The sequence below is a fragment of the Kineococcus anabasis genome, from assembly GCF_054590795.1.
This window is the reverse complement of sequence record NZ_BAAIHU010000014.1, coordinates 125,561-151,218: the sequence shown is the minus strand read 5'-3', so window position 1 is coordinate 151,218 and position 25,658 is coordinate 125,561. Positions and strand designations below refer to the sequence as shown.

At 74.4% G+C, this 25,658-nt stretch carries 21 protein-coding genes; 10 read left to right on the top strand and 11 right to left on the bottom strand.

Translation table 11 applies throughout. From position 1 onward, the window contains the following. The 7 genes from ACYQBY_RS20860 to ACYQBY_RS20830 form a co-directional block, all read left to right on the top strand. Nucleotides 1-747, top strand: a 747-nt coding sequence (locus tag ACYQBY_RS20860; RefSeq protein WP_459645817.1) for a hypothetical protein, incomplete at its 5' end; no start/stop codon positions are given. After that, complete coding sequence (locus ACYQBY_RS20855) at nt 744-1,241, top strand: signal peptidase I (protein ID WP_459645816.1); 498 nt, start codon at nt 744-746, stop codon at nt 1,239-1,241. The genes ACYQBY_RS20860 and ACYQBY_RS20855, both read left to right, overlap by 4 nt. Next, complete coding sequence (locus tag ACYQBY_RS20850) at nt 1,238-3,262, top strand: LamG-like jellyroll fold domain-containing protein (RefSeq protein ID WP_459645815.1); 2,025 nt, start codon at nt 1,238-1,240, stop codon at nt 3,260-3,262. The genes ACYQBY_RS20855 and ACYQBY_RS20850 overlap by 4 nt, the downstream gene beginning before the upstream one ends. A gap of 163 nt (nt 3,263-3,425) precedes the next feature. Then, nucleotides 3,426-6,062, top strand: a complete 2,637-nt coding sequence (locus ACYQBY_RS20845) for a LamG-like jellyroll fold domain-containing protein (RefSeq protein ID WP_459645814.1) — start codon at nt 3,426-3,428, stop codon at nt 6,060-6,062. 78 nt (nt 6,063-6,140) lie between these two features. Continuing rightward, nucleotides 6,141-7,100, top strand: coding sequence for a pirin family protein (locus tag ACYQBY_RS20840; RefSeq protein WP_459645813.1), 960 nt, complete (start codon nt 6,141-6,143; stop codon nt 7,098-7,100). 139 nt (nt 7,101-7,239) lie between these two features. Beyond that, nucleotides 7,240-9,465 carry a LamG domain-containing protein gene (locus ACYQBY_RS20835; RefSeq protein WP_459645812.1) on the top strand — a complete coding sequence of 742 codons (2,226 nt, stop codon included), beginning with the start codon at nt 7,240-7,242 and terminating at the stop codon, nt 9,463-9,465. Between the two features lie 156 nt (nt 9,466-9,621). Further along, nucleotides 9,622-12,066: a LamG-like jellyroll fold domain-containing protein gene (locus ACYQBY_RS20830; protein WP_459645811.1), complete on the top strand. Its 2,445-nt coding sequence runs from the start codon at nt 9,622-9,624 to the stop codon at nt 12,064-12,066. Nucleotides 12,067-12,105: 39 nt separating this feature from the next. Here the strand turns inward: ACYQBY_RS20830 and ACYQBY_RS20825 are convergent, their stop codons facing one another. After that, complete coding sequence (locus ACYQBY_RS20825) at nt 12,106-13,395, bottom strand: cytochrome P450 (protein ID WP_459645899.1); 1,290 nt, start codon at nt 13,393-13,395, stop codon at nt 12,106-12,108. Nucleotides 13,396-13,553: 158 nt separating this feature from the next. On the opposite strand from ACYQBY_RS20825, the gene ACYQBY_RS20820 reads away from it, so the two are divergent. Continuing rightward, nucleotides 13,554-13,775 (top strand): hypothetical protein, encoded by a 222-nt coding sequence (locus ACYQBY_RS20820; RefSeq protein ID WP_459645810.1) that lies wholly within the window; start codon nt 13,554-13,556, stop codon nt 13,773-13,775. A gap of 63 nt (nt 13,776-13,838) precedes the next feature. Here the strand turns inward: ACYQBY_RS20820 and ACYQBY_RS20815 are convergent, their stop codons facing one another. From ACYQBY_RS20815 to ACYQBY_RS20805, 3 genes are all read right to left on the bottom strand, one after another. Further along, complete coding sequence (locus ACYQBY_RS20815; protein WP_459645898.1) at nt 13,839-14,852, bottom strand: sigma-70 family RNA polymerase sigma factor; 1,014 nt, start codon at nt 14,850-14,852, stop codon at nt 13,839-13,841. Between the two features lie 173 nt (nt 14,853-15,025). Beyond that, the gene (locus tag ACYQBY_RS20810) at nt 15,026-15,385 is read right to left on the bottom strand and encodes a YciI family protein (protein ID WP_459645809.1); all 360 of its coding nucleotides are present in this window, start codon (nt 15,383-15,385) and stop codon (nt 15,026-15,028) included. Between the two features lie 90 nt (nt 15,386-15,475). Further along, complete coding sequence (locus ACYQBY_RS20805) at nt 15,476-15,886, bottom strand: VOC family protein (RefSeq protein WP_459645897.1); 411 nt, start codon at nt 15,884-15,886, stop codon at nt 15,476-15,478. Nucleotides 15,887-16,077: 191 nt separating this feature from the next. Here ACYQBY_RS20805 and ACYQBY_RS20800 point away from each other — a divergent pair, with 191 nt between their 5' ends. Together ACYQBY_RS20800 and ACYQBY_RS20795 are read left to right on the top strand one after the other, a co-directional pair. Beyond that, entirely contained in the window at nt 16,078-16,554 is a 477-nt protein-coding gene (locus ACYQBY_RS20800) for an NYN domain-containing protein (protein WP_459645808.1), read from the top strand. A gap of 121 nt (nt 16,555-16,675) precedes the next feature. Beyond that, nucleotides 16,676-16,906 carry a hypothetical protein gene (locus tag ACYQBY_RS20795; protein WP_459645807.1) on the top strand — a complete coding sequence of 77 codons (231 nt, stop codon included), beginning with the start codon at nt 16,676-16,678 and terminating at the stop codon, nt 16,904-16,906. Nucleotides 16,907-16,924: 18 nt separating this feature from the next. Here ACYQBY_RS20795 and ACYQBY_RS20790 read toward each other — a convergent pair whose 3' ends face one another. The 7 genes from ACYQBY_RS20790 to ACYQBY_RS20760 all read right to left on the bottom strand — a co-directional run bounded on the left by ACYQBY_RS20790 (nt 16,925) and on the right by ACYQBY_RS20760 (nt 25,600). Then, nucleotides 16,925-18,235, bottom strand: coding sequence for an MFS transporter (locus tag ACYQBY_RS20790; protein ID WP_459645806.1), 1,311 nt, complete (start codon nt 18,233-18,235; stop codon nt 16,925-16,927). A gap of 9 nt (nt 18,236-18,244) precedes the next feature. Further along, nucleotides 18,245-19,444 (bottom strand): serine hydrolase domain-containing protein, encoded by a 1,200-nt coding sequence (locus ACYQBY_RS20785; protein ID WP_459645805.1) that lies wholly within the window; start codon nt 19,442-19,444, stop codon nt 18,245-18,247. Continuing rightward, complete coding sequence (locus ACYQBY_RS20780; RefSeq protein WP_459645804.1) at nt 19,441-19,881, bottom strand: DoxX family protein; 441 nt, start codon at nt 19,879-19,881, stop codon at nt 19,441-19,443. The genes ACYQBY_RS20785 and ACYQBY_RS20780 overlap by 4 nt, the downstream gene beginning before the upstream one ends. 174 nt (nt 19,882-20,055) lie before the next feature. Then, nucleotides 20,056-22,974: an Ig-like domain-containing protein gene (locus ACYQBY_RS20775; RefSeq protein WP_459645803.1), complete on the bottom strand. Its 2,919-nt coding sequence runs from the start codon at nt 22,972-22,974 to the stop codon at nt 20,056-20,058. Between the two features lie 90 nt (nt 22,975-23,064). Continuing rightward, on the bottom strand, nt 23,065-23,769 hold the full coding sequence (locus ACYQBY_RS20770) for a hypothetical protein (RefSeq protein ID WP_459645802.1): 705 nt from the start codon (nt 23,767-23,769) through the stop codon (nt 23,065-23,067). Further along, nucleotides 23,766-24,680 carry a carbohydrate ABC transporter permease gene (locus tag ACYQBY_RS20765; RefSeq protein WP_459645801.1) on the bottom strand — a complete coding sequence of 305 codons (915 nt, stop codon included), beginning with the start codon at nt 24,678-24,680 and terminating at the stop codon, nt 23,766-23,768. The genes ACYQBY_RS20770 and ACYQBY_RS20765 overlap by 4 nt, the downstream gene beginning before the upstream one ends. Beyond that, the gene (locus ACYQBY_RS20760) at nt 24,680-25,600 is read right to left on the bottom strand and encodes a carbohydrate ABC transporter permease (RefSeq protein ID WP_459645800.1); all 921 of its coding nucleotides are present in this window, start codon (nt 25,598-25,600) and stop codon (nt 24,680-24,682) included. Before ACYQBY_RS20760 ends, ACYQBY_RS20765 begins: the two co-directional genes overlap by 1 nt. Nucleotides 25,601-25,658: the final 58 nt, after the last annotated feature.

Here is a 25,658-nt window from a genome sequence, read left to right as displayed (position 1 = left end):
CCCCCGCTGCGTCGTCCCCGGGTCCCCCGCATCCAGGGGTGTGCGGGCACCCCCGAGGAGAGCCGCACCTACCGGCTCAAGCCCGGCCCCCGACCGGCCGATGTCCTCCCCATGACCTCCCCCAGCGAGGGCCTCCCCGCGGAGGGGTCGCCGGCCCCGGTGGTCGTGCGGCGCCGCCCCGGGCGCCGGCACGTCGCCTCCGTGGCGCTGCTGCTGGTGGCGGCAGGCGCCTCGCTGGTGGAGTTCACCGCCTCCGCGTTCCGCAGCTCCACCCAGAGCGCCCCCACGTTCGGCACCGGCTCCGTGAAGATCTCCGACAGCATCGCCGGCACCACCGCCCTCACCGGCTTCACGAACCTCAAGCCCGGGGACGTCGCCGAGAGCTGCGTCACCGTCAGCCACACCGGCACCGCACCCGCCCAGGTGAAGCTGTACCGGGGAGCCGTCTCGGGCACCGGCGGCCCCTACCTGAACCTCACCGTCACGCGCGGGACCCTGCCCGCCCCCACCGGCACGACCCCGAGCTGCTCCGGCTTCACCCCCGCCGCCGGCGCGCAGGTCTACACCGGCGACTACGACGCCCTGCCCACCGCGTACGGCACGGGCACCGTGCTCAGCGACGCCGTCCTCCCCTGGGCGGGCGGGGAGTCCCGCGCCTACAAGTTCACCGTCACCCTCGACAACGACCTGGCGGCGGCGGGCAGGTCCTTCGCCACCACCCTCACCTGGGAAGCGCGGAGCCTGTGACGCGCGCCCTCGTGCTGGCCCTCCTCGTGCTGGCCGTGCTCGCCGCGCCGGCCGCCGCCGGGGTGCGGGTCTACGTCGACCGCTCCGAGTCCATGGCCCCCGCCGTGCGCGCCGGGGACCTCGTGGTGACCCGCCCTGTCGTGGTGCGGGACCTGCGGGTGGGCGACGTCGTCACGGCCCCCGTCGGCGAGGGTGGCACGAACATCACCCACCGCGTCGTGGCCGTCCGGCCGGACGGCGACCGGTACCGGGTCACCACGAAGGGCGACGCCAACGCGAGCGGTGAGGACTGGTCCGAGGCCGGCGGCGCGCGCGTGGGCGTGTCCGTCGCGCACGTGCCGTGGGCCGGGTACGCGGTGGCCTACCTCGGCTCCCCGTCGGGCTGGCTCACGGTCGGCGGGATCGCCGGCGCGCTGCTGCTGTGGCCGCCGCGCCCGGCCCGGCAGGACGCCCGGCCGGCGCTGCCCACCCGCGCCGGGGAGGTCGTGCCGTGACCGGCCGGGTCCGCTGGGCCGTCGCCCTCCTCGCCCTGCTCCTCGTCGCGTGGTGCATCCCGCCGACGAGCAGCGCCTTCACGTCCTCGTTCCAGCGCGCCACCTCGGCGGCGAGCGGCAACGGCTACCCGTGCGAGGGGTACGCCACGGCCGTGAAGGCCACCGCCGGCCTCACCCACTACTGGCGCCTCGGGGAGACCAGCGGCACGACGGCCGCGGCCGCCGTGGGCCCGATCAACGCCACCTACGTCAACGCCCCCACCCTGGGCGTCACCCGGCCGAACACCACGGACGTGGACAAGGCGGTGTCCTTCAACGAGCACGGCGCGAACCACGCCGCGGGGAGGACGGTCACCCCCAGCTCCGCCAACGCCTCGTACCCGGCGTCCAACACGACCGACGGCAACGCCGCGACGTACTGGGAGAGCACCACGAACGCCACCACGTCGACCCCCGCGACGATCACGGTGGACCTCGGCACGTCGCGGACCGTCGGGCGCGTCATCCTGCGCCTGCCCCCCGCCTGGAGCACCCGGACGCAGAACCTCTCGATCGAGACCAGCCCCGACAACGTCACGTACACCGCCAAGATCTCGGGCGCCGCCACGTTCACGTACAACGCCGACCCCGCGATCAGCAACACGGTGCGGGCCAACCTCACGCAGCACCCGGCGCGGTACGTCCGCGTCAAGATCACCAGCAACAGCGGTGACGTCCTCTACGGGCAGCTCGGCGAGGTGGAGGTCCACACGCCCCTGGGCCAGTACGTCGACACGGGCAGCTCGACCGAGTTCGACTTCGCGGACACCAACTCCTCGGGTGTGCCCGGGCGGGAGGTGTTCAGCATCGACGGCTGGTTCTGGGTGAGCAGCGCGACCACCGAGCCCTACGGGCGGCTGCTGTCCAACGAGTACACCGTCTCCTCCCCGCGCAGCGGCTGGGTGATCGTCTACGGCAGGGACGGGCAGGACCTCCTGTTCGAGCGCTGGGGCACGGGCACCGTCAACGGCGTGACCTCCACCGGCGTCAAGCAGGCGGTCTCGGCCCCGGTGCCAACGCTGAACGCCTGGCACCACTTCGCGGCGACCTACGACGGCACGACGATGAACCTCTACGTGGACGGCGTCCCCGCGACCCCCAGCAGCAGCCCGGTCGTGGAACTGCCCTCCACCGGGGTCGCGACCATGCGCATCGGCTCCTCCACCGAGAGCACCTCCAACACCGGCTGGGAGCAGGGCATCACCGGCGCCGTCGACGACATCGCCGTCTACGACAGGGAGCTGAGCGCCGGGCGGGTGGGCGGCCACTACACCGCCGACTGCACCCACAACAACGTCGTGCTCGGCACCCCGAACGTCCGCGCCTTCTGGAAGCTGGACAGTCAGCGCGGCTCGACGTCCACGAGGGACTCCGCCGGCTCGGGCGCCGCCGACTGCGACGTGGTCGCGCCCGTGACCTTCGGCGACCCCGCCGTGCTGCCCAGCGGGAACGGCACCTCGGCGACCTTCGGCGGCACCGGACACCTGCGCTGCAAGACGGCCGCGGACTGGGCCGGCCTCTTCGACGGCGTCAAGGCCTTCTCCGCGGAGGCGTGGTTCACCATCGGCACGGCACCCGGGGCCGGCGACTACCCGCGGGTGATCTCGCGCGAGCAGCACAGCCCGACCCGCGGCGGCTGGACGCTGATGGTCGACCCGAACCGCCAGCTGGCCTTCGAGCGCTGGATCAACGGGACCACGGCCCGGAAGGTGGTGAGCACCGCCCCGCTGGCCGTCGGCGTGCCGCACCTGGCGACCGCGACCTACGACGGGGCGTCGATGCGCCTGTACCTCAACGGGGTCCTGCAGCAGACGCTGGCCACGACCGAGCCCATCCCCGCCGTCACCGCCCCGCTCATGATCGGTGCCACGGGGACCGCGGCCGCCCCGTTGTCCACGTGGCAGGGCGGCATCGACAACGTCAGCGTGTACCCCCGCGCGCTCAGCCAGAGCGAGGTCACCGCCCACTGGGCCGCGCGGTGAGCGACCCGCACGCTGGCACGGGGCGACCCCCCGGCGGCCGCTCATGCCGCGGCCCCGGTGTGCCGATGCACACAGGGACCGCTGCCCACACCACTCCTCCGGAGACCGCCCCGTGCCCAGTCACCCACGAGTGCCCCGTCCCGGCACCCGGCAGGTGCGTGCGGTGCTCGCCGCCCTCGCGGTGCTCACGGCGCTGCTGTGCACCCCGCCCGTCTGGGCGGCGTTCTCCGCATCGGTGCCGACCGCCTCGCCGCTGACGGTGAGCACCACCTTCCCCGACCACCCCACCGCCGTGAAGCAGGTGTGGGACGCCTCGGCCGCCACCCCCGGATACACCACCGCCTCCGCGAAGACGAAGCTGGAGGTGTTCCACCGCGGGCAGGACGCAACCTCCACCACCTCCGGCGGAGCCGCCGCGGACGACTCCGGCCAGTCCCGCCCGGGCACGTACGACGCCGCCACCGACGGCCCGTCGCTGTGGTGGCAGATGAACGAGTTCAACTGGGAGACGAACACGAACCTCGTGGACACCGCGGTCGAGCCGTGGCGCGGCGTCTACCCGCGCGCGGGGGGTGTCCGCGGCGCCTTCAGCACGGTGGCGGACGCCACGTCCGGCGTGAAGTGGGTGCAGGGGCCCGGGCCGTCGTGGAACCTGGCCTACGACCTGGGGAGTCCCAACGCCGCGTACCTGGAGGGGACCGGCCCTGCCGTCGACACCAGCCGCAGCTTCACGGTGTCGGCGTGGGTGAGGACCGGCGTGACGGCGGCGGTGAAGATGGCGGCGGTGAGCCAGGACGGCCGCTACGTCTCCTCCTTCTACCTCGGCACCGTGGACAGCACCTCGTCGCGCTGGGGCTTCGCCATGACGAACGGCGACACCAGGGGCAACCCCGGCTACTCCTATGCGAGGATGCCGGTCGACGCCTCCGACGTGGGCAAGTGGGTGCACCTCATCGGCGTCTGGGACGCGCCCACCAGGACGCAGACCCTGTACGTCAAGCGCATCGACGAGGCCGGGGATCGGACGAACAGCGCCACCCGGACCCAGGACTCCTGGTACACCCGCTCGACACCGTCGGTCCCCTGCCAGTGCAGCGTCAACGTCGGGCGCGCCCGGTACGACGACGGCTACAGCGACCTGTGGCAGGGTGCGGTCGACGACGTGCGGGTCTTCCCCCGCGCCCTCGACGTCAGCACGGCCGCGGCGCGGGACAGGATCCGCACCGACCCCCGCACGTCCCGCTGGACGTTCGAGGACGTCCCGACGCCGCCGAACCCGGTGATCAACAACTCCACCAACCCGCCGTCGTACACGTACACCACCCAGGTGCCGTCCGGGACGACCACCGGGGACGGGGTGGTCACCACCCGGACGGCCTCCCTCGGTACGGCGATGACGTTCGTCGGCGTCAACGGGACCAACTCCGGCGACGAGCACGCCCTGTACTTCAGCGCCCCCAGCAGCACCCACCTGACCGGGCCGAACACGGTCGTGGACACCGCGGCGTCCTTCTCCGTCGCCGTGAACGTCCACATGCGCTCCGCCGACAACGCCTCCTGCTCCTGCAGCCGGCAGATCGTCAGCCAGGACGCCCGGGACGGCAGCAACGTCCTCAAGGGACCGGCGTTCACCCTCGGGCGCGTCGGCAACGCGTGGGAGTTCTCCATGCCGCAGGCCCTGGGCTCCAGCACCCCCAACAAGGTGACGGCGAACTGGTCCACGACGCCGCACCCCGACGGGTGGGTGCACCTCGTCGCCGTCCACGACGCGGCGGCCAAGCGGATCTCCCTGTACGTCGACGGCTACCTGGCCTCCTCCAGCACCTATGCGACCACGGCGTGGAGCGCGCCGGGGAACCTGCAGATCGGCCGGCGCGCCAACGACGGCGCCTCCACCTACGGCCACCACTTCACCGGCACCGTCGACGACATCACCACCTTCAACTACCCGCTGTCCCTCCCCGACGTGCGCGACGAGCGCCGCGGGCGGGGGGAGCTGGCGCCGAGCCCGTTCGGGGAACTCGGCGCCCGCACCCTCGGAGCCCTCGGCTCGGTGGGCGGCACCCAGAAGGAGCCGGGCGCGACGGCTACGGGTGCCGCCACGAACGCCACCACGGCGGTCGCCTTCGCCGGGTCGAGCCACCTCTCCAACGGCACGCCGTTCTACAGCACCGCGGCGAACGCCACCGCCAGCGGCACCACACCGACGCCGCCGAACGTGCAGGCGTTCAGCGTGGCGTTCTGGTTCCGCGCCGGCAGCCACGACGGCGGCAGCCTCGTGGGCCTCTCCGACAGCACGACGAACCAGTGGGGCGCCAACCTCGGCCGTCAGGTGTTCCTGGACGACTGCGGGGCGGTCAACTTCACCGTCAACACGGGTTCCCTCGCCTCCCCGGTGTGGCGGAAGGTGGCCACCCCCGCCCGCCTCGACGCGTGGGGCAACTGCGACTACGGCTTCGCCCCGTACCGCGACCACCGGGACGGGGCGTGGCACCACGTCGTCGCCACGCTGGGGACCGCCCGTGGCATGAACCTGTACGTCGACGGCGTGGAGACCGTCAACCTCACGGGCACCGGTGCCGTCGACACCACCGCGGAGACGAACGCCACCGCCACCACGTCCGGCGTCGCGTACAGCGGCGCGGGACACTGGCGCTGGGGCGGGACCTCCCTCAGCGGCTCGCCCTCGGTGGCGGGCGTGCGCAACAGCTACTTCTCCGGCCTGCTGGACGAGATGGCGGTGTTCTCCCGGGAGCTGACCCGCCAGGACGTGCTCTGGCAGTACCACGCCAACCACTGAGCACCGCCCACGGGTACCTGCCCGCGGGCCGCCGGCCGGGGGTGCCGCGCGGGGAGCCCGGCGTCCTACAGTCACCGCATGACGGCCCGCCCCGACCTCCTGGACTGCACGCCCGCCTCGGGCGCCGGGCCCGACAGCGTCCTGCTGCCCGGGCACGACGTCCCCCTGGGGCGGTACACCACGGTGCGGCGGCTGCTGCCGCACCGGCAGCGGCGCATGGTCGGGGCGTGGTGCTTCGCCGACGCGTTCGGTCCGCAGGACGTGCGCGGCCACCCCGGCATGCAGGTCCCCCCGCACCCGCACACGGGCCTGCAGACGGTGACGTGGCTGGTGGAGGGAGAGGTCCTGCACCGCGACAGCGTGGGCAGCGCGCAGACGGTGCGGCCGGGTCAGCTCAACCTCATGACCGCCGGGCGGGGCATCGCGCACTCCGAGCAGAGCCCCGACGACCACCCGCCCGGCATGCACGGGCTGCAGCTGTGGGTGGCGCTGCCGGAGGGCGCCCGCAACGGCCCGGCGTCCTTCGAGCACCACGCGGAGCTGCCGGTGCTGACCACCGGCGACGCGCGGACCACCGTGGTCGCCGGGGAGCTGGCGGGGGTGCGCTCCCCCGCCACCGTCCACACCCCGCTGGTCGGCGCGGAGGTCCTGCTGCCCGGCGGGTCGGCGCGCCTGCCCCTGGACGCCGCGTGGGAGCACGGGGTCCTCGCCGTCTCCGGGGAGGCCACGGTCGCGGGCGCCGCCCTGGGGACCGGCTCGCTGCTGTACCTGGAGCCGGGCCGCACGGAGCTGGAGGTGTCGGCGGAGGCGCCGGTGCGGCTGTTCCTGCTGGGCGGGGTGCCGTTCGAGGAGCCGCTGGTGATGTGGTGGAACTTCGTGGGCCGCAGCCACGAGGAGGTCGTGCAGGCCCGTGCGGACTGGGCGGCGGGGCGGCGCTTCGGCACCGTCGCGGGGGCGACCGCGGCGCCGCTGCCCGCACCGGAGCTGCCCACCGTGCGCCTGAAGGCACGCGACCGGCACGGCAGCACGCGCGGCTGAGCCGGAGGTGCCGCCCGGGTGCGCCCGGCCACCGGGACCGCACCGGACGACGTTTCCCCCGGCAACCACTCCAGGACGGGTGCCGGGCGGCCGATACCCCTCCGGAGGAGCCCGGCCCGGGCTCTCCGGGAGGGACGGGATGAACGGGGAACGGCGCGTCGTCAGCCGGGTGCGGTGGCCTGCCCGCCGCCTCGCGGCGGTGTGCGCCGTCCTCGCGGTGCTCCTGGCCGTCCCGTCGGCGTGGGCGTCGTTCACCGCGACCGTGCCCACCAGCAGCGCGCTGACCGTGGCCCCGGTGTTCGACACCTACCCGCAGGCGGTGTCCCGGCAGGGCCCGCGCTTCCTCCACCGCGCCGAGGAGGCGTTCTCCTCCGCGGCGACCTCCACCGCGGCCAGCGCCCACGGCGGCCTGCCCGGCACCTACGCGGGCCGCACCGACGGCCCCTCCCTGCGGTGGAAGCTCGACGACGGCACCGGCAGCACCACGACCGCCGACTCCTCCGGGGCCGCCAACCCGGGGACCACGACGGGGGCGGCGTGGACGACCGGCCGGTCCGGCTCCGCCCTGTCCTTCACGGGGAACGCCACCACCCAGTACGCCGAGTCCACACGCCCGGCGGTCCGCACCGACCGCAGCTACACGGTGTCCGCGTGGATGTACCTCACCAGCCTCGGCGCCACCGGCGACAGCCAGACGGCGGTCAGCCAGGTCGGCGGGAGCACCACCGCCTTCGCCCTGGGGTACAAGCGGGGCACCGGCTGGCGCTTCGTCGTCACCGCGGCGGGCGGCGCCACCACACCGGTGAACCTCCTCGCCACCCCCACCTTGAACACCTGGTACCACCTCGTCGGCGTCTACGACCAGGCGGCCGGCAGCGCGACCCTCTACGTCGACGGGGTTCGCAGCGGCCCCGTCACGGGTCTGCCCACCCTGCTGGACGGCACCGGTTCCCTCCAGGTAGGCCGCGTCCTGTACACCGGCACCTGGACCGACGCCGTCACCGGCCGCGTCGACGACGTCAAGGTGTGGAACCGGGCCCTCGGCCAGAGCGAGGTGGCCGCGCTCGACGACCCCGCCGCGTCCCTCGGGCGTTACGCCTTCAGCGAGACCAGCGGTTACAGCGCGGCCGACACCTCGGGCCGCTCCCCCGCGAAGAACCTCACCGTCGTCAACACCCAGCTCGGTTCCGGCGGGAAGGTGGGCAACGGCCTCGTCCTCGACTCGGCGTTGTCGCAGTACGCCTACTCGACGAACTCCGTGGCACCGGTCGGCAGGAGCTTCACCGTGGAGGCCTGGGTGCTCACCAGCTCCCTCGGCGCCGCCGGCGCCTACCAGGACGCGGTGTCCCAGGAGGCCGAGGGCGGCAGCCTGTTCTGGCTGGGCTTCGCCAACGACGGCGGGGCGTCCGGCCGGTGGACGTTCGGCATGAACACCGGCAGCGGGAAGTCCGAGGCCAGTTCCAACCTCGCCCAGTCACCGGCGAACACCTGGACCCACCTCGTCGGCGTCTACGACGACGCAGCCGACGAGGTGCGCCTCTACGTGGACGGTGCGCAGAAGGCGACCGCCACGCACACCGCTGCCTGGGTGCCCGCGTACGGCACGGCCTTCAACGTCGGCCGCGGGCGCAACAACGGCCAGCCCGCCAACTACTGGAAGGGGACGCTGGACGAGGTCCGGGTCTTCGGCCGGGCCCTCACCCCCGCCGAGGCCACGGGCCTGTACTCCGCCTCCGGGACCGGGACGGACCCCACGGGCGCGCCCGGTCCGATGACCGCGGGCCGGCCAGGAGCCCTGGACGGTCCCCAGAAGAACCTCGGCGGCGACGTCGCGGTGGCGTTCGGCGGCACGACGAACGCCTACGACGACACCCAGGTCGCCACCGGTCCCCAGCAGTTCTCGCTGGAGTGCTGGTTCCGGGTGGCGAAGGGGCAGAACGGCGTCCTCGTCGGCTACGGCTCCGCGAGGACGGGTGCGGGCACGACCGACCGCGCCCTCTACCTCGACACCACCGGCAGGCTGCGCTTCGGCGTGAACGGCACCGGTGGCCTCTCCTCCGTCGTCTCGCCGCTCACCTACGACGACGCCGCCTGGCACCACGTCGCTGCCATCTCCGGGACCGACGGACTCCGGCTGTACGTCGACGGGCAGGAGGTGGCGAGCCTGGCACCGCTCACACCGGGTACACCGATCCCCGTGGCCACCACCGCCGGGTACTGGCGGTGGGGCGGCGCGCCGCTGGGCGTGCCCTGGCTCTCGGCTCCGGCGACCGGCTACCTCGTGGGCAGCCTCGACGAGATCGCCGTCTTCCACACCGGCCTCAGCCGGCAGCAGGTCCTCTGGCACTTCCACGCCGACCACTGAGCCGGCCCGCGACCGGCACCCGCGGCCGGTGCAGGGCGGTCGCCGCCGCCGGCTCAAGCCGGTCCGCCGGGGTGCCGATGGACCCCGAGGGGCCACCGGGGTCCCACGGGGCGGGCCGGTGGTCGCTCGTCCCGGGGGGACGGACGCAGGAGAGCCATGCAGCACGCGTCGGCAGCACGCACCCCGGCGGGGAGGCGCACGCTCCCGCACCGGCGCGGCGCGGTCCGCGCCGCGCTCGCCGCGCTGCTGCTGACCGTGCTCGTCGCGGTGCCGCCGTCGTGGGCGGCGTTCTCCGCGACCGTGCCCAGCACCTCCTCCCTGGCGGTCCAGCCGTCGTTCCCCACGTACCCCACCGCGATCGGCCGCGCGTGGAACACCTCGACGCAGTCCTTCTCCACCGCCCCGGCCGACACGAAGCTGGAGTTCCACCACCGCGGCGAGGACGGCGCCACGGCGTCCGGCCCGTCCACGGCGGCGGACTCCTCCGCGAACTCCCCGCTGCGCAACGGCACGTACAACGGCGGCACCAACGGCCCGGTGCTGTGGTGGCCGCTCGACGAGGGCTCCGGCACCACCGTGGGTGCGCGCGCCGGGGGCTCCGGCGGCAGGATCACCGGCCCGGACGGCGCCGCGGCCACCGGGGTGTCCTGGACGACGCGGACGACGCCCTCCGGGCAGCCCGGCGGTGACCCGGCCCTGTCGTTCTCCAGCCCCAACGGGTACGTGGAGAGCACCGGCCCGGTGCTCGACCCGACCCGGGACTTCAGCGTCAGCGCGTGGGTCAGGGCGAACGCGCGCCCCGGCGTGAACTTCTTCGCCTCCGCCGTCGCGCAGGAGGGCCGCTCCTACAACGCCTTCTACGTCGGGATCGGCACGTTCCTGGACGGGACCACGGGCTGGATCTTCAGCATGCCCGGGCAGGCCACCCCCACGGACTCCACCACGCAGACCTACGACAGCGTGGTGGTCCCCACCGACGTGAGCGCCACGGCGAGCAACGAGATCGGCAGGTGGGTGCACCTGGTCGTCACGTACACGGCGGGCACCAGGTCGATGACCCTCGACGTGACCCCGGCCGGCGGGACGACGCGCTCCGGATCGACCACCCGCGCGGCCGGCTCCGCCTCCTGGTTCGACCGGCCGAGCGTCCACCCCACCTGCGCGTGCTCCTTCGTCGTCGGCCGGGCACGCTGGAACAACGGCAACGCCGACCCGTGGAACGGCTCGGTCGACGACGTCCGCGCCTACCAGCGGGTGCTCGGGCCCTTCGGCAAGGAGGTCAGCCGCGAGGACCCGCACACCTCCCGCTGGCGGTTCGGGGACATGTCCGCCTCCCAGACGAGCACCACGAAGGACGACGTCGCCGCGCGCACCGCAACCCTCGGCGGGGGCGCCGGGTTCAGCCAGTACACCCGCACGGACGGCAAGGGCCTCTCGCTCAACGGCACCGGCGCCTTCGCCAGCGCCCCGGCCGTGGTGAACACCGCCGCCTCGTTCAGCGTCTCCACGTGGGTGTGGCTGAACGGCAGCGACATCACGGGTCACACCGGCATCCAGGCGTTCGTCAGCCAGAACGGCGTGAACTCACCCGGCTTCGTGCTGGGGCGCCACGGCACGACGTTCCACTTCGCCATCCGCCAGTCGGACAGCGCCACCGCGACCGTCGACACCGCGACCTACAGCTGGCCCGCCGCCGGCACGCACGCCGACAGGTGGACGCACCTGGTGGGGGTGCAGGACGCCGAGGCGAACGAGCTGCGCCTGTACGCCGACGGCTTCCTCGTGGCCTCCGTCGCCCACACCGAGTGGACGTCCAGCGCCGCGGGCAACCTGCAGTTCGGCCGCCGGCTCGTCGCCGCCGCGAACAGCACCACCTACGAGTCCCCCGCGGTCGGCACGTTCGACACGGTCACCACCTACGGCTGGGCGCTGTCCCTCGGCGACGCGCGCGACCTCTCCCGCGACCGGGTGCCCAGCGCCCTCGGCGAGCTCGGCGGCGACGCGCTGGGCGCCCTGGACGGGCCGCAGAAGCTCGGCTCGCAGGGCGGCACGAAGGCCGTGGCGTTCTCCGGGGCCGTCGGGATGCACAACCCGAGGTCCTACACCAGCCCCCAGACCTTCAGCCTGGAGCTGTGGTTCCGCGCGGGCACCGGCGGGGCCCTGGCGGGCCTGCACAGCAACGCCACGACCCAGGGCACCGGGAGCTACGACCGGCTGCTGTACCTCGACAGCACCGGTCACCTCGTCTTCGGGGTCTACCCGGGGGTCACGAGGACGGTGTCGACCGCGAACCCGACCGTGACGCCGGTGCTCACCGTGCCACCGCTCGTCGACGGCAGGTGGCACCACGCGGTCGCCACGCTCGGGCCCTCCGGCGGCATGTCGCTGTACCTCGACGGCGTGCTCGTGGCGCGGAACACGAGCGTGACGGGCGCAGAGGCCTCCACCGGGTTCTGGCGCTTCGGCGGGCAGAGGCTGGTCGGCTGGCCGAACGAGTCCGGGATCAACCACTACTTCACGGGCCTGCTCGACGAGGTCGCCGTGTACTCCCGGGAGCTGAGCGCGCAGGACGTCGCCTGGCACTACCACGCCGACCACTGAGCCGGCCGCCCACCGGGTGGTCCCCCGGTCGCCCCGGCGTCAGCCCAGGCGCACCGGCAGGTGCTCCCACCCGCGCAGCACGCGGGTGGGGGTCCGCCGCGCGCCCGGGGCGAGCTCCACGTCCGGGAAGCGCCCGAACAGCGAGCGCAGGCCGATCTCCCCCTCCGTCCGGGCCAGTGCCGCCCCCAGGCAGAAGTGCCGGCCGGCGGAGAACGCGAGGTGCTCGCGGGCGCCGGCCCGGTGCACGTCGAAGCGCTCCGGGTCGGCGAACACCTCCGGATCGCGGTTGGCGGCGCCGAGGAGCACCACGACCCGCTCGCCGCGGCGGACGGCCCGCCCCCCGGCCGTGGTGTCGCGCTGCGCGACGCGGGAGACGATCTGCACGGGGGACTCCACGCGCAGCACCTCCTCCACGGCGTCCGCCCACGACGCCGTGCCGGCGCGCAGGGCGCCGAGCTGCGCGGGGTGCTCCAGCAGCAGGTGCACCCCGGAACCCAGCAGGTTCACCGTCGTCTCGAAGCCTGCGGCGAAGATCAGGCCCGCTGTCGCGCGCAGCTCCCGCTCCGTCAGCCCGCCCTCCTCGTCGGTGACGGTGACGAGGCCGCTGAGCAGGTCCTCGCCGGGAGCACGCCGCAGGTCGGCCAGGTGCCCGCCGATCCACTCCTCGAACCCGCGCAGCACGCCGTCCACGACGCGGAAGTCCCGCCAGGGCAGGGCGACGTCGATGCTGCGCGCGATGCCGTGCTGGAAGGCCAGCACCTCCGCGCGCCGGTGCGGCGGGACCCCGAGGACGTCGGCGATCACGGCGACGGGCAGCCGCACCGCGTAGCGGGCGACCAGGTCCACCTCGGGGCCCGGGTGCGCGGCGAGCTCGTCGAGCAGCTCGTCGGCGAGCGCCTGCACCTGCCCGCGCAGCCCTTCCACGGCGCGGGCGGTGAACACCTTCGACACCAGCCGCCGGTAGCGGGTGTGCTCGGGGGCGTCGACGGCCAGCATCGAGGGGGGCTCCACGGGGTGCACCGGGGAGTCCGCGCGGGCCCAGGCGCGCAGCCTCGCCGCCCGGGTGGGGAGCAGGTCGGGCGCGACGGCCACGCCGAAGTCGGGGCTGCCGAGCACCTCCCGGGCCACGCGGTGCGAGGTGGTGGTGAACGCCAGGCGCCCCCGCACCAGCTCCCCCTGCGCGCGCAGCCGCGCGTGCAGGGGGTAGGGGTCGCGCCAGAGCGCGGGCTGCGTCATGAGCCGGGCCTGCAGGTCGCCGGTGGCGGCCGCCCGCTGGGCGACGCGGCGGAGGATGCCGTGCTGGAAGGTCCACCGGGCGGCGCTGCGCATCATGGCCGCATTGTGCGCCGGGGTCCCCTACCCCCTGGTAGGGGGCCGGTAAGCGGCTTCCCATAGCACGTCCGCAACCTGCCCGCGTGCGGGTACGCGCGGCACTCCGCCCGTGTGGGGGATCGCCAGAAGGGCCTCCGAGGGCGCACTCTGGACCCATGGAGTCTCGTCCGGGCACGACCCGGCGCCACCTGGCCACCAGCCCGTTCAAACCGATCACCCACGCGGCTCCCGCCGAGTACGCGGCCGACGACCGCGTCACCCACGACCGTTTCGGCCTCGGGACGGTCGTCTCCACCGAGGGTTCCTCGTTCGTGACGGTGCGCTTCACCGTCGGCCTGGTGCGCGTCGCCAACAACGACAAGCTCCAGAAGCTCTGACGGCACCGGCCGGGCGGCGCGCCCTGCGGGTGCACCTCCCGGCCGTCGTCGCGGCGCGCCGGCTCAGCCCTCCAGCGCCTCCGGCAGCCCGAACACGCCGAACAGGCGGGGGTCGAAGAAGGCGCTGACCCGGCCGACGCGGGTGTCCCCGCCCGCCGCGGACACCGCGAGGACCTGGAGCTGGAACGCCCGGTGCACCCCGTCGGTGCCGCGCATGTACAGGCCGAACGCCACCTGCCCGTTCGCGGCGGTGGGCACCATGCGCATGTCGCCGGCCCGCTGGGCGGGGCAGTTGCGCGCGATGAGCTCGGCGATCGCCTCGCCCCCCTGGTACCAGCCCGTGAACGGCGGCATCTCCCAGACGGCGTCGGCGGTGAAGAGCTCCACCATGCCACCCACGTCGTAGCGCTCGAACGCGGCGACGTACCGGTCGAGCAGGTCCCGCAGCTCGCCGGACTCCGGCTCGCGGGTGGTCTCCGGGGTGGCGTGCAGGGTGTCGAGCTGGGCGCGGGCGCGCTGCAGGGCGCTGTTGACGGCGGCGGTGCTCGTGCCGAACAGGTCGGCCACCTCCGCCGCCCGCCAGGCGAGCACGTCCCGCAGGAGCAGCACGGCGCGCTGGCGCGGCGGCAGGTGCTGCAGGGCCGCCACGAAGGCCAGGCGGACGCTCTCGCGGGCGGTGACCACCCCCGCCGGGTCACCGCTGCCTGCGTCCACGCCCACGCGGGAGTCGGGCACCGGCTCCAGCCAGGGCACCTCCTCGTCCCGGGCGAGCTCCCCGCGCGGGTCGGCGGCCTCGGTGCCGAGCCCGGAGGGCAGGGGCCGCTTCTGCCGGTTCTGCAGCGCGGTGAGGCACACGTTGGTGGCGATGCGGTGCAGCCAGGTGCGGATCGAGGCGCGCTGCTCGTAGGTGTGGAAGGCGCGCCAGGCGCGCAGGTAGGTCTCCTGGACGAGGTCCTCCGCGTCGTGCACGGAACCCGTCATGCGGTAGCAGTGGGCGAACAGCTCCGCCCGCCACCTGTTGTCCAGCACCTCGTCCGGGAGACCGGGACCGGGTGCCGCCGCAGTGCGCCGGAGCACCGCGGCGGCCACCTCGCCCTGCCCGGCGACGTCCTCGCGGACGTCCTCGCTGACGTCCTCGCGGGTGTCCTCACCGCTTCGTGTGGTCGGCACGAGCGCGAGCGTACGCAGGGGGGCCGACACCGGCGATCGTCGTCACCGGCGGGGACGGCACCCGCCCAGCGCGACCCGGCTCACGCCGTGAGCAGGGGGCGGACCTCGACCCAACCGTCGACGACGGGGACCATGCGGGCGACCCAGACGGCGTGGTCGAGGTCCGAGGCCTCCACCACGAAGCAGCCGGCGAACGAGTGCGCGCCGCCGACGAGGGAACCCGCGATCACGGCGCCGTCCCGGACCGACACGGCGGTCGACGCGGGCTGCACGGCCCGGCCGGCGACGATCCGGGCACCGGTCTCCGCGATGTGCTGCGGCAGGCGCATGTGCGCTTCGAGGACGGTGGGCGGGGCCGCGCCGGCACTCTCCGGCACCACGCGCTCGTACACCAGGACCATGAACTGCGGGAGCGGCGACCGCTCCTCGGGTGCGACCACGACCACCTCCGGGTACCCGTGCCGGGAGCCGCCGGGAGCGTAGCGGCGCCCACCCCGCCCGCCGGTGGGAGGGGTGGGCGGGACGGGACGTCAGGCGGGCCGGGCCTCGCCGGAGACCACGGCCGGGTCCATCCACATGGCCTCCCAGATGTGCCCGTCGAGGTCGGTGAACGTGCGCCCGTACATGAAGCCCTGGTCCGTCGCCCCGCGCGGCTCCTCCCCACCGGAGGCCAGCGCCTCGGCGACGAGGGCGTCGACGTCCTCGCGGCTGCCGGCGGACAGGCAGAGCAGCGTCTCGGTGACGGCACCGGGGTCCGCGACGGGGCGCGGGGTGAACGTGGCGAACAGGTCGCGGGCGACGAGCATCGCGAACGCCTGGTCGTTCAGCTTCAGGCACAGGGCGTTGGCGTCGCAGAACTGCTCGTTGAAGCTGAATCCCAGGCCGGTCCAGAAGTCCCGGGTCTTCTGCACGTCGGAGACGGCGAGGTTGACGAAGATCATGCGGCTCACGGGGTGCTCCTCGGGTCGTGGTGTGCTTCTCACCGGTACAGACGCGCGGAGCCCCCGAAACTCATCGCGGACCCTGGCGGCCGGTGGCGGCTGGGCCGTCCGTGCGAGGGCGGCATACGCCGGGCGGGTGCACGTCGTCACTGATCGTTGAACGCGGGACGACCCTCGGTCAGCCTCGGGGCATGACCATGCCGACGCTCCGCACCGGCCGCGAGCTGCACTGCCTGGACGTGGAGAACCTGCTGGGCGGGCCCTTCTTCACGCGCGCCGACGTCGAGGCCCTGCGCGGGCGCTGGCTGCGCGAGGTCGCCGGGGACCGCGACGTCCTCGTCACGCTCGCCACCAGCTCCGCCGCGGGCCTGCTGGCCGCGGGCACGGCCTGGCCCGGCGCCCGCCTGGTGTGGCTGCCCGGCCGCGACGGCGCCGACCGGGCCCTGCTGGAGGTGCTGGAGGAGGACGTCGCCGCCCGCTTCGAGCGGGTCGTCGTGGGCTCCGGCGACGGTGCCTTCACCGCCTCCGCCGCACGCCTGGCCGAGGCCGGCTGCGAGGTGGCCGTCGTCGGCCCCCGCGGGGGTGTCGCCGGGTCCCTGCGCCTGGCCGCGCACAGCGTCACGGAGGTCGCCACCCGCCTGCCGCACTGCAGCAGCCGCGCCGCCTGAGACGCCCCCCGCAGGGGCGCCCGGGACTGCGTCCCGGCGGGCCGCGGGCCGCGTCCGGCGCTACGTTCGCAGCGCCCGGACGACCACGACGAGGCACTCGACGAGCCACGAGGAGGACGACGTGCAGATCCCCAAGGAGCAGGTCCTGCAGTTCCTGCAGAGCCGCGGTGAGGGCGACAAGGCCCAGCAGGCCGACGGGCAGCTGCCCGAGCAGGTGGACACCGAGCAGCACTCCGGCCTGCTGTCGCAGCTCGGCATCGACCCGCAGGACCTCCTCGGCCTGCTCAGCGGCGGTGGCGGCAACAGCGGTGGTGGCGGCCTCGGCGGGATCGCCGGCAAGCTCGGCCTCTGACACCCCGCCCCGCGGGCGTCAGGCCCCGGTGACCCCGGCGAGGGCGCTGCCCCCACCGGGCGCCGGGGCCGGCGCGTCCAGCGGGTGCGCGGTCTCGTCGGCGGCCAGCCGGCCCGCCACGAGCGTCACCACGGCCAGCACCAGCGGCACCGTGGCCGCCACGGTGAACACCGCCGTCTGCCCGAACCGCTCGCTGGCCGGGCCCGCCAGCGCCATCGAGGCGGGCATGAGGGCCAGGGAGACGAAGAAGTCCAGGCTGGAGACGCGGCCCAGCAGCGCCGGCGGCACCCGCCGCTGCAGGAGCGTTCCCCAGATGACCATCGGCGCGTTGAACATCGCGCCGGTGAGGAAGGCCGCGACGACCATGGGCCACAGCGTCGTCGCCAGCCCGAAGGCGAGCATCGGCACGGACGCGGCGCCCCAGAGCAGCGTCATGACGCTCAGGTAGCGCCGGGGCAGGCGCAGGGACGCCACCACCGCCGAACCCAGCGCGCCGCCCACGCCGAACGCCGTGAGCACCAGCGCGTGCTGCTGGGGCCCGCCGCCGGCGCGGTCGCGCACCGCGAACGGTGTGACGACCTCCAGCGGCCCCATCACGGCCAGCACCATGCCGGAGGCGAACAGCAGCGTCGCGAACAGCCAGCGCGTGCGGACCATGAACACGAAGCCCTCGCGCAGGTCGACCAGCATCGCCCCCACCCCCGTGCCGGCCCCGGCGCCCAGGTCCCGGCGCACCGGCACGGGCGGCAGGGCCGCCACGCACACCGCCGCACCCGCCGCCGCCAGCGCGGTCGCCGCCAGCGCCGCACCCGGGGACAGCGCCGCGACGAGGAACCCCGCGGCCGCGGGCCCGGCGGCCTGCACGAGCACCGGCCGCAGGGCGCCCTCCAGGCCGTTGGCGGCGAGCAGGTCCTCCTCCGGCACCAGCGAGGGCAGCAGCGCCGAGTACGCCGGGTAGTACAGCCCACCGGCCAGCCCGCCGACGAGGCCCACGGCGGCCACGTGCCACAGGGCCGGCACCCCCCACAGCGACAGCGCGGCGAGCACCCCCACCGACGCCGCCTGGGTCAGCGCGATCGCCAGCAGGATCCGCTTCTGCGGGAAGCGGTCGGCCAGCACCCCGCCCAGCAGCGCCGTCAGCAGCATCCCGACGGCACCGGCGGCGGAGGCGAGGGACATCTCGGCGGGGCCGCCACCGAGGTCGACGACCTGCCAGACCAGGGCCACCACCCACAGGCCGCTGCTGAGCAGGGACAGCGCCATGGAGGCCGCCAGGAGACGGTACGCGCGGTGCCGGAGCGGGCGCAGGGCCCGCGGTGTCGAGGCCACGCCCCCTGTCTACTCCCGGGCTCCGACACCCTCCCCGGCTCCGACACCGGCCGGTGCCGGGGCGGGCACGCAGTCGTGCAGGCGGCGCCAGAAGACGTCGAACTCCCCCGGCTCCCCGCTCATCATCCGCTGCGTGAACAGCACGCCCAGGAGGCCGCGGGCCGGGTCCGCGTACGCGGTGGTGCCCAGCCCGCCCGACCAGCCGAAGCGGCCGGGGGTGCTCCACGGGTGCCCCGGCCCGACCGCGACCTCCACGTCCAGCCCCCACGAGCACCCGGGGTCCAGCATCCCCGCCGCACCCGCCCGCTGGGCCGCGGTGAGCTGGTCCGACGTCATCTCCCGCACCGACCCCGCCGAGAGCACCCCGCCGCCCCCGGTGAGCAGCGCCACCAGGAACGCCAGGTGGTCCCCGGCGGTGGAGACCAGCCCGCTCGAGAGGGACTCGAACACGGGCTGCCGCGCGAACACCCCCTCGGGCGGGTCGAACACCTCCAGCCCGTCCGGCCCCGGCGCGTACGCCGTGGCCAGGCGCGCGGGGTCCTGCGCCCGGAACGCGGTGGAGGTCATCCCCAGCGGCTCCAGCACCCGCTCGGCGAGCACCTGCCCGAGCGGCCTGCCCGTGGCGCGGGCCAGCAGCACCGCGAGCACGTCGCTGCCCGTGTGGTAGAGCCAGCGCTCCCCCGGCTGGTGCGCCAGCGGCAGCGACCCCAGGCGGGCCGCGAACTCGTCGTGGCCCATCGCCGGGGGCAGCGGCCCGGGGGCGAGCCCGGCGTTCCACACCGCCTGCTGGAGCGGGGTCGGGTCCTGGAGCCAGCCCAGGCCGAACGTCATCGTGAGCAGGTCGCGGACCAGCACCGGCCGCCGGGCCGGGACCGTCTCCCCCAGCGGCCCCGCGGGGTCGGCCAGCACCCGCGGGGCGGCCAGCTCCGGCAGCCAGCGGGCCACCTCGTCGTCGAGGCCGAGCACGCCGTCCTCCGCGAGCGCCAGGGTGAGCGCCCCCGCGACCGGCTTGGTCAGCGAGGAGGTGCGGAACAGCGTGTCCGGCCGCACCGGCCGCGGGCCGCCCAGCGCGGTGGACCCGCCGCAGCGCACGTGCGTCCGGCCGTCGGACCACACCGCGGCGGCGTAGCCGGGCAGGTGGCCGGAGGCGACCTGCCCGTCGAGCAGGTCCCACACCGGCGCCGGGTCGAGGGCCCCGGGACCGCTCACGCGCGCCCCGTCGCGGCCGGGCGCAGCGGCAGCATGGAGCGCAGCGCGGGCTCCCGCAGCCACAGGCCCACCCACATCAGGGTGCCCACGTAGACGGGGAACAGGACGGCGGAGAACAGGGGGTCCTCCACGCGCAGGTGGGCGGTCACCGCACCCCCGAGGTAGCCGGTGAGCAGCACGGCCCCGAGCACCGAGGTGGGGCGGACCAGGTGCAGGGCGAGGCACGCCAGCTGCACCACGCCCATCACCACCGCCGACTCCGGTGGGAACCCGAGCCGCTCCGTGGCCTCCACGACGGGCGCCGGCCGCAGCAGGTGCGAGATGCCGTCGAAGACGATGAACGCGCTGAACAGGGCGGTGAGCACCCACCCGGTGCGGACGGCGGCGCGGCCGGGGACGCGGGTGCCGGTGGGGCCGGGGGCGGTGGTCGCGGACACGGGGGCCTCCTGGGTGCGGTGGGTGGACTGCCGTCGCCGGGACAGACCCGCGGCACCGGCGGAACTCATCGGTGACCCGCAGGGGTGCACGCGGCGGCCCGGCCACCGGTGCCCGGGCACGCGAGGGCCCCCGCCGCTCCTCGCGGGGCGACGGGGGCCTCGGGCCGCTGCGGCTCAGCCCGCGGCGGTGAGCGCGAACACCTCGATCTCGCTCAGCGTCATGTGCGTGTTCGGGCGGGCGGTCAGGACGACGCGGACCTCGTCGGCCGCGCGGCCCGCGAAGGGCACGGTCACGACGGGTGCGGGGGCACCGGTCGCGCTCACCGTGACCTCGGCGCCGGCGTCCACCCACTCCCCCTGCCCGGTGCGGGTCTGCACGCGCAGGCTCGCCGGGTAGCTGTCGGTGCCGTCGCGGTAGACGTGCACCCGGGCCTCCACGACGTGCCGGCGCTCGGGGAGGGTGAAGGTGAGGGTGTCGGAGGGGTTCTTCGTCCCCGTCCGCCAGTTCGACCAGCCCTTCTCGGTGGTCGTCCCGTTGTGCAGGTTGGCCGGCGGGAACCTCGACTCCGAGAACGTGGCGGTGGCCACGACCCCCTTGGCGAGGGCGGCGTTCACCCGCACCGCCTCGGTGACCGTGACGGTCGCGGTCGCGGCGATCGTGCGGCCGCCACCGGCGTCGGCGCGGCCCGTCAGGGTCACGGTGCCGGGGGTGGCGTAGGCACCCGCGGGCGCGGCGTCCCACACGACGGGGCGCTGCACCGGCATGCCGAGGGAGCCGACGGCCGCAACGGTGGCGGGCAGGGTGGGCTCCCCGCCGGCGAAGGTGCGCGCCTCGACGGGCGTCGTGGACGTCAGCTTGTCGACGACGACCTGCGCCTCGACCTGGTGCCGCTGCCCGAGCAGGTCGGTGGCGGTGCCCTTCACCCGGACCACGCCGGTGTCCCGCCACCGCGCGGCGGGCGGGACGTTCCACGTGGCGGGGACGGTGCCGCGGACGCCGTCCCGCGTGCGGGCCGGGACCTGCTGCGGCAGGACGGGTGCGGTGCCCGGCGCGGTGAAGCCGGGGACCTCGGGCACGCCGAGGACCGTCTCGTCGACCAGACCCCAGAGCTGGTCCGTCCCGGAGGTGGGCAGGGACGCCGTCGCCCGGGTGCGGTCGGCGGTGCCGACCTCGAGGACGCGGCGCGACGCGGGGTTCACGAGCGTCACGGTGCCGTCGCCCGTGGTGGACACGATCCACTGCGCGGTGGGAGCGGGCTCGCCGCCGGGGACGAGGGTGACGGCGCCCTCGACCACGGCGAGCCTGCGGCCGTCGGCCACGCTCGTCACGTCGTAGCGGGTGCGGTTGGTGCCCTCGGGGGTGACGGCGTCGAAGCGCCACAGCTGCGCGGCGCTCGCGGGGTCGTCGGCGCGCACGTGCGCCGCGCCGTCCGGGCCGGCGGTGAGGGAGGTGCCGCGCTGCGCCCCGCGCAGCCGGTAGCCGTGCCCCTCCTGGAGGAGGGCGTTCTCCTCCGCCGCGGCGCGGACGCCGTCGACGAGGAACGTCGTGACGGACTGCGCGGGCACCTCGAGGGTGGCGCGGCCGTCGACGACCTTCACGGGGGCGCCCTGCACGAGCGGCTTGCCGGCGGTCGTCACGACGGGGGTGACCGAGGCGGCGTTCTTCACGTGCCGGAAGCCCGTGAGGTCGAGCGTGACGGCGGCGGCCCTCGTGCTCTCGTTGACGTGGACGACCGTCGCGCCCTTCTCCGTCACCGCGGCGACGGAGTTCTTGTCGTCCACCGCGACGAACCGGTCCCCGGGCCTGATGTGGTGGGTGAAGTTGCGCGCGGTGTCGTACTTGGTGTTCGTGACGATCGGGCACTGGGCGAGGGTGTCCGTGGGCTTGCAGCTGAAATCGATGTGGATGCTGCCCCAGTTGCTGCCGGCCTGGGTGGGGGTCTTCTTCGTGAGGGCGAGGTTCTCCACGGGCTGCCAGAACGCCCACGCGCTGGGCTCCAGCTCGCGCATGTCGTCCACGATGCGCTTGGCGATGCCGAGACCCGGGATCGGGCTCTCGGGGTCGAACCCGGTCAGGAAGGAGCCCTCGACCTCGCTCATCCACAGCGGCTTGCCCTCGGCCTTGGCGAGGTCGCGGACCGTGGTGCGCTGGGTGGTGCCGTAGGTGTGGACGTTCATCTGCGCCACCGCGGCGCGCACGTCCTCGGGGTAGGTGTACCACTGCGAGGCGAACAGGCTCGGCTGCGTCTCGTCGATCGCGGAGATCACGGCGTCGGTCTCGGCGTCCTCCAGCTTCCCGGCGAGGGAGCGGATGACCTGCTGCTGCACCTGGGCGCCGATGTGGGCGCCCTCCTGCTTGGTGGGCAGCGGCCTGCCGTCGGGCCCGAGCGTCGTGCTCCAGTAGCTGGTGCCGGGCTCGTTGAACGGGGCGATGGTGTGGACGTCGATGCCGTGCGCCTTCTCCAGGTGCTCGGTGACCTCCACCAGGTAGGTGGTGAACTCGTCGATGCTGTCGGTGCGCAGCTGCTCCGAGGCGCCGTTGAAGCCGCCGGAGACGTAGCCGTTGACGGTCTGGAAGTAGGGCGGGGAGTTGCTGAACGTCTCCCACTTCGTGACGTCGCCCTTGATGCGGTCCACCCACCAGCGCTGGCGGGGGTCGGCGCCGAAGTTCCAGTGGTCGGGGTCGGCCGGGTCCCACCAGTCCTTGTCCGCGATCCCGGTCCCGGCCGGGGCCTTCCACCAGCCGGGGACGGCCGAGCCGGGGCGCAGGTAGTCCGCGACGTCGGGGGCGTGGCCGCCGCCGATGTTGTAGCGGGCGATGTTGAGGTTCAGCCCCTCTTCGCTGAACAGGAGGCGGTACAGCTCCTCCCGGACCTCGGGCGAGTAGCCGCCCGTCGCGTTGGCGAACCAGACGAGGCTGGTGCCCCAGCCCTCGAACTCCTGGCCCTGGTAGGAGGGGTCGGGCCGCACGGTCACGGACGGCAGCGCCTCGGGGGCGGCCTGCGCGGGGGCCGCGGCGGCCGAGAGGGTCGCCGCGGTCACGGCGACGGCGCCGAGCCCGGCGAGCAGCCGGGCAGCGGAACGGGAACTCATCGTCGGGTTCTCCTCGGTTCGGTAGACCGGATCGAGCGGGGCGGCGCGGATCGGGGGCAGCGTGGATCGGGGGGGGGATCGGGGGGCGGATCAGGGGGCGGGGGGCGCGGCGACGGCGCGGGTGATCGCGACGTGCGCGTTGCTCCACAGGACGAACAGCACCGCGCTGGGCAGCAGCACCCCGGCGAGCAGGGGGCGGGCGGTGACGGCGGTCGCGAGGGCGGCGAGCAGGACGAGGGCGAGGACCCCGGCGAGCCAGTGCCGCACCGCGAGGAAGACGCCCGCCCGCAGCAGCGCGCCGGTGCGCGCCGCGGGCACCGCGACGACTCCGGCGAGGGCGGTGAGGGAGGCGACGACGGCGAGGGCGGTGAGGACGAGCAGCAGGGGCACGAGGACGGGACCCGCCGGGGTGCCCGACACGAACGCCACGTCCGCCCCGAGGACCGCGACCGCCGCCGCGCCCACGGCCCACACGGCGAGGGAGCGGCGGGCCGTCCGCCGCCAGCAGCGGCAGAAGTCCCGCACGGGGCGCAGTTCCCCCTCCGCGCGCAGCACCGCGAAGCAGCCGAAGGCCGCCGCGACGGCGGGGGCGGTGCACGCGGAGAGCACGAGGAAGAACGGCCACGAGCGCACCGGGTCGGCCACCGACACGAGCGGCACCAGCAACGGGGACGTCGCCACCAGGAGCAGGACGTTCACCCCGAGGCCGGCGTACACGTGCGTGAACACCGTCTCGTACGTGGACGCGGGGAGGTTCCACGACCGGCGCGGTGGTGCCGCGACGCGGGTGCTCACCCCTTCATCCCGGCGGTGGCGATGCCCTGGATGAAGTACCGCTGCCCGACCAGGAAGATCAGGAGGATCGGCAGGACGGACAGCACCGACCCCGTCATGATCATGGCGTACTCGGCGTCGTAGAGACCGACGAACGAGCGCAGGCCGAGCTGCACGGTCCACAGCTCGTTGCTCGTGAGGTAGATGAACGGACCCATGTAGTCGTTCCACGTGTGCACGAAGGTGAGCAGCGCCAGGCTGGCCAGCGCCGGCTTCGACAGCGGCAGCACGATGCGCGCCCAGATGCCGTACTCCGAGAGCCCGTCGATGCGTGCCGCCTCGCACAGCTCGTCCGGGATGGTCATGTAGTACTGCCGCATCAGGAACACCCCGAACGCACCGAACGCCTGCAGCAGGACGAGGGCCGTGAAGGTGTTCGTCAGCCCCGCCTTCTGCATGAGGATGTACTGCGGGACCATGTAGGCCTGCCACGGCACGGCGATCGTCGCGATGTAGGCCAGGAACAGCACGTCCCGGCCGGGGAAGCGCACCTTGGCGAAGCCGTACGCCGCGAAGCTGCCCGTGAGGACCTGCAGGAACGTGATGCTCACCGCGAGGAAGAGCGAGTTGCGGACGTACACCGCCATCGGGATGCGCGTCCAGATGTCCACGTAGTTGCTCCACAGGAACTCCTCCGGGATCCAGCGCACCGGGATGGAGAAGACCTGGTTGTCCTGCTTCAGCGAGGAGGACACCATCCACACGAACGGCACGAGGACCGCCAGCGTGAGCGCGGACAGCAGGACGTACAGCGCCGCGCGGCGCACGCGCGCGCGCGTGGCCCGCCGGGTGCGGGGGTCGCCGGGCTCGCGCGTGGGGGTGCCCACCGCGCTGCCGGTGCCGGGCAGGGTACCGGGCAGGGTCGTGCTCATCACCGCTCCCGTCGTTCCTGGACCTTGAACTGCAGCACCGTGATCGCCAGCACGATCACGAAGAGCACGAGGGAGATGGCCGAGGCGTAGCCGAACCGCCCCTCCCGGATGCCCTCGCGGTAGATGAGCTGCGACAGCACCGTGGTGGAGCGCCCCGGCCCACCGTCGGTCATGACGACGATGAGGTCGAACACCTTGAAGCTGCCGACGGTGACCATGACGAGCACGAGGAACGTCGTGGGCCGCAGGCACGGCAGGGTGATGTTCCAGAACCGCTGCCAGGCGTTCGCCCCGTCCACCTGCGCGGCCTCGTAGTACTCCGACGGGATGGCCTGCAGCCCCGCCAGGTACAGGACCATGTAGTAGCCCATGTCGCGCCACACGCTCGTGATGATGACGGCGGGCATGGCCCAGTCGGTGCTGGTGGTCCAGCCGGGCAGGTTCTCCACCCCGAGCGCCCCGAGGAACTGGTTGACGGGGCCCGCGGTCGGGTTGAACAGCATGTTCCACACGACCGCCACCGCGACGAGCGAGGTGATGTACGGGAAGAACAGCGCGGTGCGGAAGAACGCGACGCCGCGCAGCTTCTCGTTGAGGAGCACCGCGAGGCCCAGGGCCGCGACCATGGTCAGCGGGATGTGCCCCAGGGCGTAGTAGCACGTGTTCCACAGCGCCACCCAGAAGGACTCGTTGCCGAGCATGCGGCGGAAGTTCGCCAGCCCGACCCACTCCGGGTCGGAGTACGAGTTCCACTTCAGGAAGGACAGGGCGAGGGCGGCGACGACCGGGACGAGCGTCAGGGCGGCGAAGCCGATGAAGTTGGGCAGGATGAAGCTCCACCCCACCAGGGTGTTGCGGCGGGTCTGCCGCGCGTTGCGCTTGCGGTGCACGGCGGGTTCAACCGCCTGGGCCGGGGCCACGGGACGCACCTCCGTCCTCTCGTCGGTCGGGGCCGCGCGGCCGGCCGGGACCGGCCGC